Genomic DNA, 20,540 nt, shown 5'->3' on the forward strand with positions numbered 1-20,540 from the left:
TCTTTCTACTTTCTAAGTTTAGGGTCTAAAGCGTCTCTTAGACCATCGCCGAGTAAATTAAACGCTAATATTGTTATTGATATTGCAATTGCTGGGAAGAATAATTGGTATGGATAAGTTAAGAATGACGATAATGCATCATTACATAATTTACCCCATGAAGCCATTGGAGCTGAAACGCCAAGTCCTATAAAGCTTAGAAAAGCTTCAGTAAATATAGCTGCTGGAATTTGCATTGTTATAGATACCATAACTGGTCCCATAATATTTGGTACTAAATGTCTTAACAAAATCCTTTTAGTTGAAGCTCCTATAGTTTGTGCAGCTAGTATAAACTCCTGTTCTTTTAAGCTTAGCACTTCTCCTCTTACTAGCCTTGCCATACTTTCCCAATAAGTAAGTGACATAGCCAAAATTATTGTCCAAATTCCTGTATCATCCAATAAAACTGCTAAAAGAATAACATATAGTAACATAGGAATAGAACTAATAGTATCAACTATTCTCATCATTATATTATCTGTTCTTCCACCGAAATAACCAGATATTCCTCCATATAGTACTCCTATAAAGAAATTCATTATAGCTGCTGCAATACCAACTGTTAATGATATTCTAGCACCATATACTAATCTAATAAACATATCTCTACCAAGTGAATCAGTACCTAATTTATAAGTTTTATTCCATACAGTTTTTGCTACTGAAATCATTTGATCATTACAATATATATTACTCCTTGATATATTTTCAACTCTCTGTTCTTCTTTTATAACATCAATCGAAGAATCATGTCTTGCTTTTTTCTTGATTTGTATTAGTTCTTTCTTTGCTAAATAATATGGACTGTAATCAACAACTACTGTGTTGTCTCCAACCTTGAACTCATACATTCTATTTTCTTTATCGTCCAATATTACTTGCGCCATTTTTATAAGCTTTCCATCCTCTGTTATCTCTATAACTCTATTTTCATTGGTTACATATATAAAGTTACCATCACCTAAATCATAAATTTTAAGTCTCGGCGGTGTATTTGCAAATTCAAGAACTTGATCTGTGTATTTTATTGGCCATAAAAAAGGTACAATTATTGCTATCAAGAGTATAAGCACAATTATAGCTAAAGAGAAAACTGCTACTTTATTAAGCTTTAATCTTCTCCAAGCATCCTGCCAATATGTAAGGCTGGGTCTTTCAACTTTTTCTGCGTTTTTCTCGGATTTTTCTAATAATTCCCACATAATATATACTCCTATTCAAATTTTATACGAGGATCAATTATTACATATACAATATCTACTATTAAAACTGCTACAACTAAAAACATTGCAAAGAATACTGTAACGCCCATTATAACAGGATAATCTCTATTCGTTATACTTGTAGTAAACAATTGACCTATACCAGAAATACCAAAAACCTTTTCAGCAACAAATGATCCAGTTAATATACTTGCAATCATTGGTCCTACATAGGTAACTATCGGTATTAGAGCATTTCTAAGTGCATGTTTCCCTATTACTACTTTCTCTGATATTCCTTTTGCTCTAGCTGTTCTTATGTAATCTTGCTGTAAAACTTCTAAAACAGATGATCTAGTAAGCCTTGTTACATATGACAACGAAAACATTCCTATTGCTATAGCAGGTCCTATATATCCTTTCCAACTACTTACTCCGTAGGATGGCACTAGACCTAACTTTCTATTAAATATATATATAAAACCAGTAGCAATAACAAAGCTTGGAATTGTAGCCCCTAATGTAGCCAATACCATTGCAATTCTATCAAAAGCTTTATTCTGCTTCAATGCTGCAATAATCCCAAATAGAATTCCAAAAATAACAATTCCTATTATAGCCGCTCCACCTATCCTTGCTGAATATGGAAATCCCGCTTCTATAATTTTTATAGTTTCTACCCCACGCTTTTTAAATGAAATACCAAAATCACCGGTCACAAAATTTCCTAAATATTTTACATACTGTACAATGAATGGCTTATCGAACCCATACTGTTCATCAATGGATTGCCTTACTACTGGATCCATTGCACGTTCACCTGCAAAAGGATCCCCTGGAAGGTTGTGCATTAAAATAAATGTAATAGTCATTACAAACCAAATTGTAATTATTGCTGAAAATATTCTTTTTAAAATATACCTTGTCATTTAACTCTCCTTTCTGTACTCTTATGTTTATACGTTATCTATATATATTTATTAAACAAGCTTTATTATTATTACTTAATTTTTAATTGTATTATGTATAATAGCATATATGGAAAACGTTTCTATACTTATATTTTAACCATATTTTCAGAAATGTCAATTCAAAAATATGAATTTAAAATACAATTTTAGTAAATTTCCTGACTATTATATGTGATTTTTTGTTGATATATTCTTGTATTTTTATATAGTATAAATTAAATACCTTATTTTATACATTTTCCGACATTTTTCAACATTATTCAAACTTTAATTTAAATATGCAGTATGCTTTTGTCGATATTTGTATATTTATTAATAATTATTCTAAAAACATACTCCAAAATAGGAAAATAAAAAAAGTTCTAATTAACATTTAGATTTTTAAATCTCTATTAATTAGAACTTCTTATTTATTTAATAAATTTTTATTATTAATTTATTCAATGCTACTCAACCGTAACAGATTTTGCAAGATTTCTTGGCTTATCTATGTCACATCCCTTTTGCAATGCTGCATAGTACGATAAATATTGTGCAGGTATAATTGAAACTAATGGTGATAATATTTCATGCACATTATCAACTATAATTTGGTCAGTATCTGTACTAATTTTTTTCATTGAGATAATCAATGTTTTAGCACCTCTAGCTTTTACTTCTTTGATATTGCTTCTTGTATTTAGATTTATTGACTCATGAGTAATAATTGCAATAACCGGAGTGTTTTCTTCTATAAGTGCTATAGTACCATGTTTTAACTCGCCTGCAGCAAATCCTTCAGTTTGAATATATGATATTTCTTTTAACTTCAATGCCGCCTCTACACAAACAAAATAGTCCATATGTCTGCCAATATAAAAGCAACTTCTTTGACCAACTAAAAATTCTTTAGCTAAATCTTTATATATATCAGCGTTATCACACAAAGATTCCATAACATTAGCCGCAATACTTAACTCTCTAAATATATCAATACCTAAGCTATTATAAATTAGGGTAGATAATATAGACAAAACGGTAATTTGAGCTGTATATGCTTTTGTAGAAGCAACAGCTATTTCTGGTCCTGCATACAACAATAATGTATGATTTGCTTCTCTTGATAAAGTTGAACCTTTCACATTTGTTAAAGCTATTGTCTTATAACCCATTTTCTTAACTTTTACCAAAACAGCTCTACAATCAGCTGTCTCACCACTTTGTGAAATAAATAAGAATAATGGTTTCTTACTTAAAAGTGGCATATTGTAAATAAATTCGCTTGCTATTATAACCTCAGCAGGCTTTTGAGCTATTTTTTCTAATAACTGTTTTCCTACTAGACCTGCATGGTAACTAGTACCACATGCAATAATATATATTTTATCTGAATTCTTAACATCACTTAATATATCTTTGTCTACTATAGGTTTTCCATTATCATCACTATATTCGTTCATAATCCTTCTTACAACAAACGGTTGCTCTTCAATTTCTTTCATCATGTAATGAGGATATACACCTTTTTCTATATCTGCTGTATCTATATCTGCTTTATAAGATTTTTTATCAACTTTATTTCCATATATGGTGTAAATTTCTATTTTATCTTTTGTAATTTTAATAAATTCTTTATCATCTAATTCATAGAATTCATTGGTAAGTGATATCATTGCCATAGCATCACTACCTACCATATTAAATCCCTTTCCAATACCCACTAATAACGGGGACTTATTTTTCGCAGCATATATTATTTCAGGATTCTCATTATCCAATATAGCAAGTGCATATGACCCTTTGATTTCACTCATTGTATGTCTTATTGCTAAATCGACATTTTCACCATTATCTACAAATTTTTGTATAAGTTGTACTACCGTTTCAGTATCAGTATTACTTTCAAACTTAACATTTTTCAAATATTTACTTCTTAAGTATTCATCATTTTCTATAATGCCGTTGTGTACAAGTGTAAATCGCTTGCTACAACTTTGATGTGGATGAGAATTTATTTTATTAGGTACACCATGTGTAGCCCATCTTGTATGTCCAATACCAATATTTGATTTAGCATTATTATCTATTATTTTTCTCAAATTTGCTATTCTACCCTTATCTTTAAAAACTTTCACTCCATCTTCATTTATGACTGCTATACCAGCAGAATCATATCCTCTATATTCAAGTTTTTCCAGACCGGATAGTATTATTTCTTTTACATCTTCATATCCTACATATCCAACTATTCCGCACATTTTACTTCTCCTTAAATTAAATATTATAATACTAAAATATCTACATATTATCATTATATGTAGCTTTCTCACATTTTTGTAATTTTATTTAATCATACTTATAGGATATAATGCTCATGATTTTCATATTGTTCTTTTAGTTACCTAAAAGCTTTGGTGAAAATCTAACGACCAAGCATGCCGCAGAGTACCCGCCGAATTTTCGAATTTCTCTGTCCTCGTCAACTTAAATAAGTTCAGGCGCTTATATATTAACTAATTAAACCTCCTAATTTATCTTTATTTTACCTAACGTTATAATTAAAAAATTACTGTAGTCTATTGACTACAGTAATTTTAACATAAACATTGCTAATTGTACATAAGATAATTTGTAAACTATCTTAAAAAAAACAGAGAAACACCAATAATTAAAACTAATACAACAAGAAGTGCTGGCAACAACGCAACAAATCCAGCTATAATCAAAGCTAACATATCATTTTTTTCAAGTTCAATTTTCTCTGGTGCATTTTGCATATTAACTCTTGTTGCACTAAGTACCTTTTTAACTTTATTATTTCCAAACATTATTTTGTCCTCAAATGACAAGCTACAAAGTGACCCTCTTCATATTCTATGAACTCAGGAGTAACTTTTTTACAAATATCCATACACTTAGGACATCTCGTATGAAATTTGCATCCCTTTGGAGGTTTTATAGGGCTTGGAATATCACCTTCAAGTAATATAGCTTCTTCTAGTTTATTATCTGTTGTTGGTATAGCTGACATTAATGCTTCTGTATATGGGTGCAATGGGTTTGAGAATATTTGTTCAGTATCAGCCAATTCAACTATATTACCTAAATACATTACACCTATTCTATCGCTAATATATTTTACTACGCTTAAATCATGAGATATAAACAAATATGTCAATTCCTCTTTTTCTTTTAAATCAAGCAGCAAGTTAATTATTTGTGACTGAATCGAAACATCAAGTGCGCTAACAGCCTCATCACATACCACAAATTTAGGTTTTAACGCAAGTGCCCGTGCAATACCAATTCTTTGTCTTTGTCCCCCAGAAAATTGATGCGGATAACGATGTAGCATATATCCTGATAAACCACAATCTTCCATTACGTTCATAACATAATTCTGCATTTTATCATCATTCTTTTTAAAGAAACCATGTGCCATTAATCCTTCGCCAATGATTTGTCCTACTGTCATCTTAGGATTTAATGATGAATATGGGTCTTGAAAAATTATTTGTAAATCCTTTCTTAACACTCTAATTTCATTGTATTCAAGCTTAGCTAAATTAATTCCAATATCTAGGTTTTTCTCATATTCATCAAATTTTGGATTTTTATCAAATCTTCTTTTTTCTTCATTTATAAGTTTTCTGTTTAAATTAATAATTTCCTTTTGTTCATCTAGTTGTCTATTTAATTTTACTAATTCCTTCTGTTTTGCTGTATCAAGTGAATTTTTAAGCTTTACTATCTGAAGTTTAGCCCTATATTCTTCCAAAAAATATTTAGCTACCTTTTCTACGTCTTCATCAATTATAAATCCACCTATAATATTAGTTATATCTAGAAACAGTTCTTTACTTTTCTTTCTTTTCTCCTGCAAATTATATATAACATCATAATTATTAGGGCTTTTTTTAATATCATCTTCTAATTTTAGTCTTTCTTCTTCAAGCATATGATGCTTGTGTATTTCATGCTTAATATTTTTTAGTAATTCTTCTATATATTTAGGATGAAATTCCTCTATTGTTCTTCCATAGTACATTGTTCTACCTGATGTTTGAGGATACAATTGTAGTAAAACACGTCCAAACGTCGATTTCCCACATCCACTTTCACCAACAAGTCCTACTGTTTCACCTTCAAATATGTCAAGTGTTATTCCATCATTAGCTTTAACATTTAATCTTTCCTTTTGAAATAATTTCGTTTTCTTAACAGGAAAATATTTTTTCATTTCGCTTATGCCTACAAGAACTTTTCTATCTTCCATTTTTTCTATCCTCCTTATTAGGGTAGAAGCATCTTATGCTATGATTTTCCTCTACATTTAATAAAGCTGGTTCACTTGTTCTACACCTTTCTGTCGCATATTGGCAGCGAGGTGAAAATTTACATCCTTTTGGTAAATCAAGAGGATGTGGAACAGAGCCCTCTATTGCCTCAAGTCTTTCGTCTTTTTCTGTATTCAATCTTGGAATAGATTTCATCAACCCTTCTGTATAGGGATGTGAAAAATTATTTTTACCAAAAATAGTTCTAACTGGTGCCATTTCTACAACTTCACCACAATACATAACAGCTACATTATCAGCCATCTGATTTATTACTCCTAAATCATGAGTAATAAATAGTATTGATGTTCCTTTTTCTTTTTTCAAATCATTCATAAGTTTTAATATTTGAGCTTGAATAGTTACATCAAGCGCAGTTGTAGGTTCATCTGCAATTAGCAAATTCGGTTTGCATGCTAGGGCCATTGCAATCATTACCCTTTGTCTCATTCCACCTGATAATTGATGTGGATACTGTTTTGCAACACTTTCTGGATTTGGTATTTTTACATCGCTTAATATTTCAATGGCTTTTATATATGCTTCTTTTTTCTTCATATTTTGATGTATCATGAATGACTCACCAATTTGTCTCTCTACAGTAAAAATAGGATTCAAACTTGTCATAGGTTCTTGAAATATAACTGAAATATCATTACCACGAATTTTGTACATTTCATCAAGGCTTAGCTTGGTTAGCTCTGTATTCTTAAACTTTATACTTCCACTTTCTATATATCCATTACCATCAAGTAACTGTAATATGCTCATTGCAGCAACACTTTTTCCGCTTCCGCTTTCACCAACAACTCCTAAAGTTTTACCTGTTTCAACACTATATGATACTCCATTTACAGCTTTAACAATACCACGTTTAGTTTCAAAATATGTATGTAGATCTTTTATTTCTAACAGTGCCATTTTTTACCCTCCTATCTATCATTTGATTTTGGATCTATGGCATCCCTAAGTCCATCACCAATCATATTTATACTAATTGTACTTAACGCAAGCGCTATTGAAGGAAATACCCATCTCCACCATAAATTAGCAATAGTATTGGATGATTGTGATGCAAACAACATATTACCCCATGTTGGGTTAGGCTCTAAAATACCAAAACCTAGATATGATAATGAAGATTCAGTTAACAGTGAAGTTGCGTACGATAAGGTTGCATTTACGATAACAATTGTTATTACATTCGGTAATATATGTCTAAAAATAATAACACGCTCTTTTATTCCAGTAGCCTTGGCAGCTAATACAAACTCTTTTTCTCGTTCTGATAAAATTTGACCTCTTACCAGACGTGCCAATCCACTCCAACCTAGAAAACCGAGCAACATCATTATCAAATAAACTCTTTGCTGCTCTGTTAATCTATTACCAATAACTACTGATAAAGTCATAGCAAGTGGCAAAAATGGTATTGCACCTACAATTTCAGCAAATCTCATTAGAAGATTATCAACCTTTCCACCATAAAAGCCTGCAAATCCACCTACAATAACCCCTATAATAACTTGTATGCAAACTGCTACAAATCCTACAGTAAGTGTTAATTTACCACCAGCCATAATTCTTGTAAAAACATCTCTTCCATATTGATCACTTCCAAGTAAATAACCTTTCAAACCCCATGTAGTTACATTCCCATTTGCATCAATTCCATAACTTTGAAAGTAGCCTGTCTCTATATTTGCTAATTTAATTTCCCCTTTTTTTACTGAATTCGGGATATCAATCTGTCCATAGTTATTTCTTCCCCATCCATAAGCTTTGCCATTAGAAGCAATTGCAATGAAATGAGAACGTCCCCCTTGAACTGACACTATATCGGTTGACAAATCGGCAGGTACATCCATCAGGTTATACATTGGATTACCCCAAACAGTTATTTTGCCATTATAGTCCAAAGCACACGCAACATTATCAGTTGCCGCAATATCTTTTATATTTGTTAAATCGGGACAGTTTAAATTAGAAGGTGTTTCAGCACCTAAAACTCTAACAGTTTTGTCCTTTAGCAAAAGTATGACGTTGTCAGTACTAAGCTCAATTTTATCAATATTTCCTTGTATTTCAGGTGGTATAGTATATTGGCTTAACGAACCTAAAAAATTTATATTACCCCATATATACATAAATCCATCCTCATCCAATACAACAGAATATTGATAACCTGCAGATACTTGTTTGATATTTGTTGCTCCTTCAATTAAATCTGGTATTTTATTAAGTGAAAACCTATTTGCAGACCATGTCATAGCTTCACCATTCTCTGTTATTGCTAAAATATGATTTTGCCCTGCCGAGGCTGATCTAAATTTATATTGACTTGGATTATTTTTGTTCAAAGCTTCTTGTAGTCTTTTATCTACTTTACCCCAAGTATATAGCTCCCCATCGTTGTCAACTCCAACTCCAAATGTTGAACCACCGCTTATAGTTTTAACATTACCGTTAAGTTCTTTTGGAATTTTCATCATATTAAATCCAGGTGATATATCCTGTTGTGTTGTATCTTGAAAAGTAATATCAATTGGAAATACGACAGATAAAACAAAACAGCTTAGAAAAACTAATATAAATATTACTAATGCTACTACAGATAATTTTCTGTCAAAGAAATTACTTACAGCGGTTCTAAAAGGACTTTGCATTTTCTCTTCTTCAAATACAGACATTTCAACATGGTTATTTCCCAAAAACATTCCCTTAAATGTATTAGAAATTAATTTTAAAAATCCGCTTTTTTTATGCTTACTCTTATTATCCATTTATTTCCTCCTTATGATAATTTTACTCTTGGATCAACTAACAAATAGCTTAAATCCATGATTAAATTTCCTGCCAAAGCCAAGATTATATAAAACATATTCATAGTGAGACACAGAGCAAAATCTTGATTTCTTAAAGATTGAATCATAATTTGTCCCATTCCGTTATATAAGAATATTTGCTCAATAATTATTGAGCCACCAAATATACCTACAAACCACCATGTAAATATAGTTACAACAGGAATAAGCGCATTTCTAAATGCATGTGAGTATATAACTACCTTTTCTCTTAATCCCTTTGCTCTTGCTGTTCTAATAAAATCCATCCTTAAAACATCTATCATCGCACCACGTACATATCTAGTAATACTAGCTAGCGAAAATAATGTCATTACTAACAAAGGTAATAGCATGTGGTGAAGTTTATCCCAAAATAATCTTATACCATGAAAATCAGCTCCAGCAGTTGCCATACCACTTATAAAGAAAATAGGAGTCTTAATTGCAAAAAAATATATGCATACTAAAGCTATAATGAATGAAGGCAAACTTATACCAATAACAGTTAGAACTTGCACTGTATTGTCATATACTGAATACCTTTTGATAGCTGTCGTGATACCTAGAGGAATAGTTATTGCAAAAACCAAAATAAGATTTAGTATATTTAATTTTGCCGTATTCAATAAAGGAAGTTTAACAACTTCCGCAACATCCTTCCTATATATTGATGAGTATCCGAAATTGCCTGTTAACATTTTACCCATCCATTTACAATACTGCACATATACTGGTTTATCAAAGCCCAACGTTTTACGTGCGTTTTGGTAAGCTTGTTCAAATTTCGCTGGATCTTTTGCCGCTAATTCTTGATCAACCATCATTTTAGCCGGATCTCCTGGCACTAATTTATACATTCCAAATAATATAATGGAAAGTATAAAAAATACAAAAGCAACATAAATTAGTCTTTTTATTATATATTTTGACATATTTTCCTCCTTGTATTGTAAAAAAGGTGATAACTGGACACACATTGTGTTCTGCCCAACTACCACCCAATTTATACTCTATATAACTATGAGCGATTAGACTATTCTTCTACATTTGCATATAAAATTGCATATCTGAAAGTCCAGAAAGAATCTGCATCATAATTTTTAAGTTTCTTAGAGAAGAATGCATGATATTCATCTGAGTATAATGGAACATCTGGAAGAACTTCGTTCCATCTCTTTTGGAAATTATACCATTTTTCTGAATATCCTTCTTTGTCGCTTGGTTCTGTTTCTCTCATTTTTTTAGCACAACTCATTAACTCATCATCTCTAATATAATTACAGTTTGAAATACCCATATATCTGTCTTCAGTGTTGTATGAGTAGAAAGGATCGTAAACTGGACTGAATCCTGTAGCTAAGTTCATCATATTATATATTCTTTCTGGAACATCACCATATAAGTTGTCTAGTAACACTGGAAACTCAACTGCTGTTTGTTCATATGACATACCTATACTTTCCATATTTGCAGGTAACATTGTTGATAACAAATCAGAAACTGGATTGTTAGTAGTTGCTAAGTGTTTAATTAATAATGGCATCAACTCTCCATCTACCATTTTATGACGTATTGTATCAGTTCCTTTAACAAATTCATTACCTTTTTCATTTAATGTCCAACCATCTTCAATAAGAAGCTCTTCAGCTTTTGCTATATTGAGTGCGTATTTATTAAATTCTTTTCCTATCTTTGCTGCATTATCTTTATACATCCATTGTGCAACACCATAAGCACCATTAACTGTTGAAGCATATCCACCTGAATATTGTCTAGCAAACTCTGGAACGTCTAAACAGTGAGCTATAGCTTGACGTACTTTAATAAATTGGGTAGGTCCAATATCGCATATAAATGTAATCTTTCCATATCCACATCTTGGGAACGTTGCACATTGAATACTTCCATTATCAACAGCATCTAATCCAGGAAGAATACCATCCTTACCACCTACTTTTGATAATATATCAACATCACCTGCTACTAATTCATCAATTTGAGTTGCTGCATTTACCTTCTTAATTACTATTTGAGCTATCTGAGGTTTTTGTCCGTTATAGTCGCCCTTGTAATTAGGGTTAGCCTTTAATATAGCTATCTTAGTTGTCTGATCCATTTTGTCAAGCATATAAGGTCCACAAGTTACTTTTGGATTATAACGATATCCAGTATCAGTATCGCTTATAGTTTTTTCCAATATTTCTGTAGTAAATTCGCCTGTAATTTTAGCACCATCGCCTTCATCTTTAACATCAGCATTTGGAGCTAATACTTTTATTGGCGTTGGTGAAACACTTGCTAGTACTTCATCATAGAAATAAGGTAATTTTTCAGCCTTAACTACAACTGAGAATTTATAATCGCCTAATAATCTAACGCCTGTAAACACTTCGCTTACTTGACCTTCTTCACTATCTTCAGGTCTTTCGTTAAATTCGTCATAGCCAACAAAATCAATGTAATTTGATGTATCAGCTCCCATATCTGCAACTTCTGGATGAGACATAAATAAAATTGAGAATACATAATCTTTAGCTTTGATTTGAGTACCATCACAATAAGTTAAATCATTATTGATTTCAATTTCAAATGTTTTTGTTCCATCATTATTTTTAATTGCTTTTAAATCTTTTACTACTGTGGTGTCAACACCATATGCAGCTGTTTCTCTTTGAAATCCAATTGTTCCATAACCATGAATTAAGTCTTTTACTAAAGCATCTTGTGCATTATTTCCCCACATAGATGTGAAAAAATCTCCACTTAATTCAGTTGTACTACCTAGAGTAATGCTACCTGAAGGTCCTTTATTAACATCTTCGTCGTTGTCTTCATTGTTGCCTTCATTGTTGCCTTCATTTTCCCCTACTTTAGATTCACCAGAATTAACTGGTGGTGTTTCTTCATCTTTTTGACAAGCAGTGATGCTAAGCAATAATGTTAAAACTAAAATGCATGCTAAAATTTTTTTCATTAAATATAACCCCCTAAAAATTTTTTTAGTCTTATTAAGACTTTTAAAAGTTTTGTTATGTATATATATTACTAAGATGTTCTATTTATTACTATGAATATAATACTATATATTACTTATATATACAACAAAGTATTTATATATATATACTATTTTCTAGACGTTTACCCGTTTTTACGATATTTTTTGTATAATTATGTCAGTTATCGACATAATTATCTAAGTATTTACATTATTTTAATTTTGATTATTCATACATTTGTACAACAATTTAATGGCAATAAAAAAGTTGCTACGCAACTCCGCTAGGGGGACCTATGTCCCCCTTCGGCGTAAAAATGCCTACTTCATAAGCATTTTTACTGAGCCCCCCCCTTAAAGGCAAGGACGTCCCGTCCTTTGCAATCCTCGTTTTTTATATACTAGAAGTAAAACTTTCCTAGTATATAAAAAAACTACAGTTTCTTTTGAAAACTATAGTTTAATGTAAAAAAATCAAAAACAGACTTGAAAATATTACTATTACAAATAACAAAGCAGGAATTAATATAATAAATCCCGAGATTAAAAGAGCCAATAAATCATTTTTTTCTAATTCTATATTTTGTGTTATATTTTCTTGTTCTTTTTTTATATTTAAAATTCTATCCAGCTTATTTTTAAATATCATTCTTTTTACCTCTCATATGGCAAGCGACAAAATGATTCTTTTCATATTCTATAAACTCTGGAATAACATTTTCACATATTTCTTTGCAATGAGGACATCTTGTATGAAATTTGCAACCATTTGGTGGATTAATAGGGCTAGGCATGTCACCTTCGAGTAAAATCATATTATCATCTTTACCATCCGTTGTTGGAATAGAATCTATTAATGCTTTAGAATAAGGGTGAAATGGATTTTTAAACAATTCTTCTGAATCGCATAGTTCAATTAAATTTCCTAAATACATTACACCTATTTTGTCGCTAATATATTTTACTACATTTAGATTGTGTGATATAAATAAATATGTCAACCCTTCTTTTTCTTTTAGATCTAATAATAAATTGATAATTTGTGATTGTATAGAAACATCTAAAGCACTTACTACCTCATCACATACTACAAATTTAGGTTTAAGCGCCAATGTTCTTGCTATATTAACTCTTTGTCTTTGTCCTTCTGAAAATTGATGTGGATATCTATGTAGCATATATCCTGATAATCCACAGTCCTCCATAATCTTCATTATATATTCTTGCATTTTATCATCATTTTTTTTAAATATTCCATGTGCTAGCAATCCTTCACCAATTATTTGGCCTACTGTCATTCTTGGATCTAATGATGAGTGAGGATCCTGAAAAACTACTTGTAAGTCTCTTCTTAATAATCTCATTTCAGAAGATGTTAATTTTGCGAGATTAATTCCATTATCCAAATTATTTTCATATTTCTCAAACTCAAGATTCTGAGTATATTTTTCTTTTTCCTTATTTATTAGCTTTCTCATTTCCTTAGAAATTAATTGTTTTTTATTATATAAATCAATCGTTTTTTTTATGTTTTTTGTATTTTTGCTATTAATTATATCTTTTAATTTTACCGCATGTAATTTTGCTTTATATTCTTTTAAAAATAGTTGTGAAATATAGTCTATATTGTCTGCAACTATAAAGCCACCAATAATATTTGTTATATCTAATAATAACTCTTGCTCTTTTTTGTTAATTTCTCTTAATCTAATTATATGATTGTAACTAGCTGATAATTTATTTTGTTTCTCTAATTTATTTTTATTTTCCAGTAATTTATTATATCTATTTATCTCAGTTTTCAAATTTTTTAATAATATTTTAATATATTTAGGATGAAGTTCTTCTATTGTTTTACCATAATACATAGTTCTTCCTGATGTTTGTTTATATAATTGCAAAATAGTTCTTCCAAACGTAGATTTACCACACCCACTTTCTCCTACAATTCCTACTGTTTCGCCCACGGAAATATTTAGCGAAATATTATCTATTGCTTTAAAATTAATTTTTTCCTTATAAAGCATATGTAGTTTTTTTACAGGAAAAGTTTTAATCACATTATTTATGCTAATTAGTGTCTTATTATATTTCATCTTTTCTTTGCTCCTTGTCAGGATAAAAGCATCTAATTTTATGATTATTCGAAACAGTTACTAGTGGTGGCGCTTCTATTTCACATTTTCTTGTAGCATATTGACATCTAGCAGAAAATTTACAACCTTTTGGTAAATGCATAGGATGAGGAACAGAACCAGCGATTGAATCAAGTCTATGTTTTTTACTTGTATTCAATTTAGGTATTGATTTTATCAACGCTTCTGTATATGGATGACAATAATTTGTATTGCTAAAAACTGTTTTTGTTTCTGCCATCTCAATTACCTCGCCACAGTACATAACTGCAATGTCATCAGCCATTTGATTAATTACACCTAAATCATGTGTTATAAACAATATTGATGTACCTTTATCTTTTTTTAATTCATTCATAAGTTTAAGGATTTGCGCTTGTATGGTTACATCCAATGCCGTAGTAGGTTCATCTGCAATAAGAAGGTCTGGTTTACATGCCAAGGCTATTGCTATCATAACTCTCTGTCTCATTCCAACCGACAATTGATATGGATACTGTTTTATTACAACTTCAGCATTTGGTATTTTAACATCATGTAACATTTCTAAAGATTTTTTATTGGCCTCTTTTCTGCACATGTGTTGGTGTATGATAAATGATTCTGCAATTTGTTTTTTTATAGTAAAAATCGGGTTAAGACTCGTCATAGATTCTTGAAAAATAACTGAGATTTCATTTCCACGAATTTTACACATTTCATCTATAGATAACTTGGTTAATTCTCTGCCCTTAAACTTAATGGTTCCGCTATTTATATAACCATTATCATCTAGTAATTTTATTATACTCATTGCAGCAGCACTTTTACCACAACCAGATTCACCAACAATCCCAAGAGTTTTACCTTTTTCAATCGAATACGAAACTCCATCAACTGCTCTTACTGTACCTATATCAGTATCATAAAATGTATGCAAATCCTTAATTTCCAGTAATGACATTTAATATTAACGCTCCTATCTATTTTTTGTTTTTGGGTCTAATGACTCATTCAAAGCCTCTCCTACAACATTAATACAAATAGTACAAATTGATAAAGCCAATGCTGTAAATAGCCATCTCCACCAATATGTTACTATAATATTTGAGGAATTAACTCCAGTTAGCATATTTCCCCATGTTGGATTTGGATCAAGCACACCAAAACCTAAATAAGATAATGATGATTCCATCAATAGACAACTTGCATAGGATAGTGTTGCGTTAACAATAACCAAATTTAACACATTTGGCATAATATGTCTAAATATTATAACTCTATTCTTTATACCCGTTGCTTTTGCAGCTAATACAAACTCTTTTTCTTTCTCCACCAATATTTGTCCTCTTACTAGCCTAGCTAAGCCACTCCACCCTAATATTCCAAGTATAAACATTATCATTATAATCCTTTGTGTTTCTGAAAGTCTATTGCCAATTACTACTGTTAAGGTCATTGCAAGAGGAAGGAATGGTATAGAACCAACTATTTCTGCAATTCTCATCAAAATATTGTCAACGTGTCCACCATAATATCCTGCCAAGCCACCTATTAATATTCCTAATACAATTTGAATAATTACGCCAACTGCTCCTACAGTAAGTGTAACTTTACCACCCGAAACTAACCTAGAAAAAACATCTCTACCCAATGCATCTGTTCCCATCAAGTATCCTTTTAATCCCCATGTTGTAACATTTCCATTAATATCAACAGCATAATTTTGAAAATATCCCGAATAAACTACTTCTATTTTACTTTTCCTATTTTTTATGTTAGCTGGTACATGTGTTTGATTGTAGTTTTTTCTTCCCCACGAATATACTACACCTCTTGCGTCTATAGCATTAAAATGTGATCTGCCTCCTGATATTTTAACTATATCTGTAGCAATTTTTTTGGGTATATCTAATATTTCATACATTGGATTTCCCCAAACATATACTCTACCATTGTCTTTCAAAGCTGCAACAGCATTATCAGTAGCAGCTATATCAACAATCCTTGATAGTTTTGGCATATTACTATATGAAGGAGTTTCAGTACCTAAAACCCTAACTGTTCCGTCTTTCAATAAAACTATAATATTATCTGTATTGACTGCAACTTTTCTAACATGTCCTTGAACATCTTCAGGAATTGTATTTTGATTTAACAGTCCAAGAAAATTAGTGTTACCCCAAATATACAATTTACCTTCTTGAGTAACAGCAACAGAAAATTGATATCCAGCCTCAATTTGTCTTATATTTTTTTCATTTTTAAGTTCTAGTGGAATTATATTCAAATTAAATCTGTCTGGAGCCCAAGTTACAACTTCGCCTTCCGCAGTTACAGCTAAAATGTGATTCAATCCAGCAGAAACAATTTTATAACTAATATCACTTTTAGAGCTTTCTCGAAGTAATCTCGTTAGCTTTGAATCCAATTTACCCCAAGTATACATTTTTCCTTCATTATCTAATCCTACTCCAAATGTTGAGCCCACTCCAATCGACTTAACTTTTCCATTCAATTCTTTTGGTAAATTCATTATGTTGTATCCAGGTGATATATTTTGCTGAGTTGTATCTTGAAAACTAACATCTAATGGAAATATAGCAGACAATACAAAACAAGCTATGAAAATTGACATAAAAACTAATACAGAAATAATTGCCACTCTATTTTCAAGAAATTTTTTCAATGCTGTCATATATGTACTTTGCATTTGTTCTTCTTCCATTATAGACAGTTCAACTGTGTTATAGCCTAAAAACATACGTTTTAATGAGTTAATTATTAACGTAATAAGATTATTATTTTTATTTGCCTGTTTATTCACTATTCATCCTCCTATCACAATAATTTAACACGTGGATCAACTATCATGTAACCTATATCCATCACTATATTTCCTAGTAGTGAAAGAAGAATATAAAACATATTAATCACAAGTACCAAAGAATAATCCTGTTGCTTTAAAGAATCTATCAAAATTTTGCCTATGCCATTCCATAAAAATATATTTTCTATTACTATTGAACCGCCAAACATTCCTACAAACCACCAAGTAAAAACTGTCACTATAGGAATTAGCGCATTTTTAAAAGCATGTAAATAAATAATTATTTTCTCACTTAATCCTTTTGCTCTTGCTGTTCTTATAAAATCCTTTTTCAATACTTCTATCATGGCTGCCCTAACATATCTAGTAGTACTGGCTAGCGATGTAAAAAACATAACTATTAGTGGAAGAGCCATATGGTGTAAAGAATCAAGTCCAGCTTTAATACCTGTATATTGTTTTCCTATAGTCTTCATTCCATTGATAGGAAATATATGTAGCTTTACGCTAAATATATATATGGCAATTAATGCAATAATAAAAGACGGTATACTAACACCAATAACTGTTATTAGTTGAATAGTATTATCATATTTAGAATATCTTTTAACAGCAGTTGTTATACCAAGTGGTATTGATATTAAAAATACAAACACAAAACTAACTAAATTTAATTTTGCAGTATTAATTAGTGGTTGTTTAATAATTTGTTTTATCGGTTGTCTATATTGTATTGAATATCCAAAATCACCATGGAGCATTTTTACCATCCAGTTTGCATACTGACGATAAATAGGCTCATTTAATCCTAATTTCTCTCTTGCTTCTTGATAAGCCTCTTCATATTTTACTGGATCTTCATTCATTAAATCAATATCTATAATTGAACGAGCAGGATCACTTGGAATCATTTTAAAAACTCCAAATAAAATCACAGATAACATAAAAAAAACAAAGATTAAATACACTAATCTCTTTATAATATATCTAAACATCTATGCCTCCTTATTTTATGCTACTCATCTAAATATGCATAAAGTATAGCATATTGAAAAGTCCACATTGAATCAGCATCATAATTTTTAATTTTAGTACTATAAAACGCATGACATTGATCTGAGTATAATGGAATATCTGGCAATAACTCGTTCCATCTTCTTTCAAATTCTAACCACTTTTTAGAAAACTCTTCCCTATTATTAGAAGATGTTTCTCTTAAATTTTTAGCTAATCTAAACAATTCATAGTCATTTAAATAGTTATTATTATATAATCCTAAAAATTCTTTGTTAGGATTATATCTATTGTACGGATCAAACATTGGATTGAATTCAGTTCCTAAATTCATCATATTGTATTGTCTATTAGAAACCTTGCCATATAAATTGTCTAATAAAACAGAAAAATCCACAATAGTTCGCTCATATTTCATACCTACAGCCTCCATATTTGGAACCAGCATAGAAACTATTAATTTTGATACCATACTATCAGATACAGTCAAGTGTTTTATGGTTAAAGGCATAAGTTCTCCATCAAACATTTTAAAACGCAATTTATCTTTTCCTTTAACAAAACTATTTCCATTATTATTTAGAATCCAACCATCCTCTATCAGTAATTCTTCTGCCTTTTCCAAATTCAGCGTATATTTATTGAACTCTTTTTCTATAACTTCTGCATTATCTTGGTACATCCATTGAGCTAATCCATATGCAGAATAAATTGTTGATGCATAGCCACCAGAATATTGCCTTGTAAACTCTTGTGAATCTAAGCAATGTGCAATAGCTTGTCTGACCTTTACAAATTGAGTTGGTCCTAAATCGCACACAAATGTTAAATTCCCATATCCATTTCTAGGAGAAGTAGAATATGATATTAACCCTTCATCTACAGCATTCAAAGCAGGTTCAATATTTTCTATTCCACCAATATTAGGAAGAATATCAACTGTACCTGTAATCAACTCATCAATTTGGTTAGAACATGTAGTTGGCTTAAGTATTATTTGTCCGATTTGTGGCTTTTGACCATTGTAATCACCAATAAAAAATGGATTATTTTTTAGTATTGCTGTTCTAGTAGCAATATCGAAACTATCTAGTTGATATGGTCCACATGTTACTTTGGGCATATATCTATAACCTGTTTCGGTATTCAAGACTGTTTTATTAATTACATCTGTTGTAAATTGACCAGTTATTTTAGCTCCATTCCCATAATCAACAATGTCTACATTTGGTAAGAAAATATGCATTGGAGTTGGCTTAACAGCAACTAAAGTTACATCATAATAATATGGTAACTTTTCAGCCTTTATTGTTAATGAAAATGTATAATCATCAATTAATTTTACTCCTCTAAAAATGTCCGTATTGCCTTGTGAATAATCATCATATCCAATGAAATTAACTCCATATGTATTGTCTAGACCTAATTTTTTCACTCGTATGCTTGAACTAAATAATATAGTAAATACATAATCTTTAGCACTAATTTTTGTATTATCATTCCACATTAGATTATTGTTTATAGTAATTTTGTATGTTTTTGTCTTATCTTCATTTTCAGTAGATACTATTTCTTTAACTACTGTTTCATCAATTCCGTATTCACCTGTTTCTTTCTTGTATGTAACAATTCCATATCCGTGTATTAAATCCTTAACTATTGCATCTTGAGCGTTATTACCCCAATTAGATGACCAAAAATTACCTGTTAATTGTGTATTACTACCTAATGTGATGCTTCCACTTACCTCTGGTTTATCCTTCTCCATTTCGTAATTTATTGAAAAATCTGAGTTATTGATACTTGATGCATTATCTTTATTATTATTTATGCAACCGCCTAAAATAATTACTAAAACTAATGTAAGAATAAATACTAAAACTTTTTTCAATCAATATACCTCCAAAATTTGTGACAAACTCATAAAATCATTTTAAATACGTATTTATATATAAATATAAGCACGTATTTTTTACATAATATCACAATATTCTGCAATTTGCAACATTACCATTGCATAATATACATTTTTCGTCTTTTACATTCAATATAAAAAAACAACAAAATTTCAATAATACTAATACAACAATAAAATTTTTTCTATAATTTTAATTAAAATATTAAGATAAACACATCAGTATTTTTCAATACTTACAATTACTACTAATTTATAGATCTAATTTTACATATTTTTTTTAAACATCATATAT

General features: G+C 30.3%; 15 protein-coding genes. All 15 read right to left on the reverse strand.

The window, feature by feature from the left end; translation table 11 throughout:
• Window positions 1-5: 5 nt before the first annotated feature.
• Entirely contained in the window at window positions 6-1,244 is a 1,239-nt protein-coding gene (locus JYG23_RS08335; protein WP_207235159.1) for an ABC transporter permease, read from the reverse strand.
• Window positions 1,245-1,255: 11 nt separating this feature from the next.
• Window positions 1,256-2,173, reverse strand: a complete 918-nt coding sequence (locus tag JYG23_RS08340; RefSeq protein ID WP_207235160.1) for an ABC transporter permease — start codon at window positions 2,171-2,173, stop codon at window positions 1,256-1,258.
• A gap of 488 nt (window positions 2,174-2,661) precedes the next feature.
• A complete protein-coding gene (gene glmS, locus JYG23_RS08345; RefSeq protein ID WP_207235161.1) occupies window positions 2,662-4,452 on the reverse strand; it encodes a glutamine--fructose-6-phosphate transaminase (isomerizing) in 1,791 nt (596 codons plus the stop codon).
• 378 nt (window positions 4,453-4,830) lie between these two features.
• On the reverse strand, window positions 4,831-5,022 hold the full coding sequence (locus JYG23_RS08350; RefSeq protein WP_207238045.1) for a hypothetical protein: 192 nt from the start codon (window positions 5,020-5,022) through the stop codon (window positions 4,831-4,833).
• Window positions 5,022-6,470: an oligopeptide/dipeptide ABC transporter ATP-binding protein gene (locus JYG23_RS14860; protein WP_207235162.1), complete on the reverse strand. Its 1,449-nt coding sequence runs from the start codon at window positions 6,468-6,470 to the stop codon at window positions 5,022-5,024. Before JYG23_RS14860 ends, JYG23_RS08350 begins: the two co-directional genes overlap by 1 nt.
• Window positions 6,460-7,452 carry an ABC transporter ATP-binding protein gene (locus tag JYG23_RS08360; protein WP_207235163.1) on the reverse strand — a complete coding sequence of 331 codons (993 nt, stop codon included), beginning with the start codon at window positions 7,450-7,452 and terminating at the stop codon, window positions 6,460-6,462. The genes JYG23_RS14860 and JYG23_RS08360 overlap by 11 nt, the downstream gene beginning before the upstream one ends.
• Window positions 7,453-7,463: 11 nt before the next feature.
• Window positions 7,464-9,314, reverse strand: coding sequence for an ABC transporter permease subunit (locus tag JYG23_RS08365; protein ID WP_207235164.1), 1,851 nt, complete (start codon window positions 9,312-9,314; stop codon window positions 7,464-7,466).
• An 11-nt stretch (window positions 9,315-9,325) separates the two neighbouring features.
• The gene (locus tag JYG23_RS08370) at window positions 9,326-10,309 is read right to left on the reverse strand and encodes an ABC transporter permease (protein ID WP_207235165.1); all 984 of its coding nucleotides are present in this window, start codon (window positions 10,307-10,309) and stop codon (window positions 9,326-9,328) included.
• Between the two features lie 101 nt (window positions 10,310-10,410).
• Window positions 10,411-12,351, reverse strand: coding sequence for an ABC transporter substrate-binding protein (locus JYG23_RS08375; protein WP_207235166.1), 1,941 nt, complete (start codon window positions 12,349-12,351; stop codon window positions 10,411-10,413).
• Between the two features lie 481 nt (window positions 12,352-12,832).
• A complete protein-coding gene (locus JYG23_RS08380; protein ID WP_207235167.1) occupies window positions 12,833-13,021 on the reverse strand; it encodes a hypothetical protein in 189 nt (62 codons plus the stop codon).
• Window positions 13,011-14,468, reverse strand: coding sequence for an ABC transporter ATP-binding protein (locus JYG23_RS08385; protein ID WP_207235168.1), 1,458 nt, complete (start codon window positions 14,466-14,468; stop codon window positions 13,011-13,013). The genes JYG23_RS08380 and JYG23_RS08385 overlap by 11 nt, the downstream gene beginning before the upstream one ends.
• Window positions 14,458-15,450, reverse strand: coding sequence for an ABC transporter ATP-binding protein (locus JYG23_RS08390; RefSeq protein WP_207235169.1), 993 nt, complete (start codon window positions 15,448-15,450; stop codon window positions 14,458-14,460). The genes JYG23_RS08385 and JYG23_RS08390 overlap by 11 nt, the downstream gene beginning before the upstream one ends.
• A 15-nt stretch (window positions 15,451-15,465) precedes the next feature.
• Window positions 15,466-17,313: an ABC transporter permease subunit gene (locus JYG23_RS08395; protein WP_207235170.1), complete on the reverse strand. Its 1,848-nt coding sequence runs from the start codon at window positions 17,311-17,313 to the stop codon at window positions 15,466-15,468.
• A gap of 14 nt (window positions 17,314-17,327) precedes the next feature.
• Window positions 17,328-18,311, reverse strand: a complete 984-nt coding sequence (locus tag JYG23_RS08400) for an ABC transporter permease (protein WP_207235171.1) — start codon at window positions 18,309-18,311, stop codon at window positions 17,328-17,330.
• Between the two features lie 20 nt (window positions 18,312-18,331).
• Window positions 18,332-20,221 carry an ABC transporter substrate-binding protein gene (locus JYG23_RS08405; protein ID WP_207235172.1) on the reverse strand — a complete coding sequence of 630 codons (1,890 nt, stop codon included), beginning with the start codon at window positions 20,219-20,221 and terminating at the stop codon, window positions 18,332-18,334.
• Window positions 20,222-20,540: the final 319 nt, after the last annotated feature.

Source organism: Sedimentibacter sp. zth1, assembly GCF_017352195.1.
Lineage (GTDB): Bacteria > Bacillota > Clostridia > Tissierellales > Sedimentibacteraceae > UBA1535.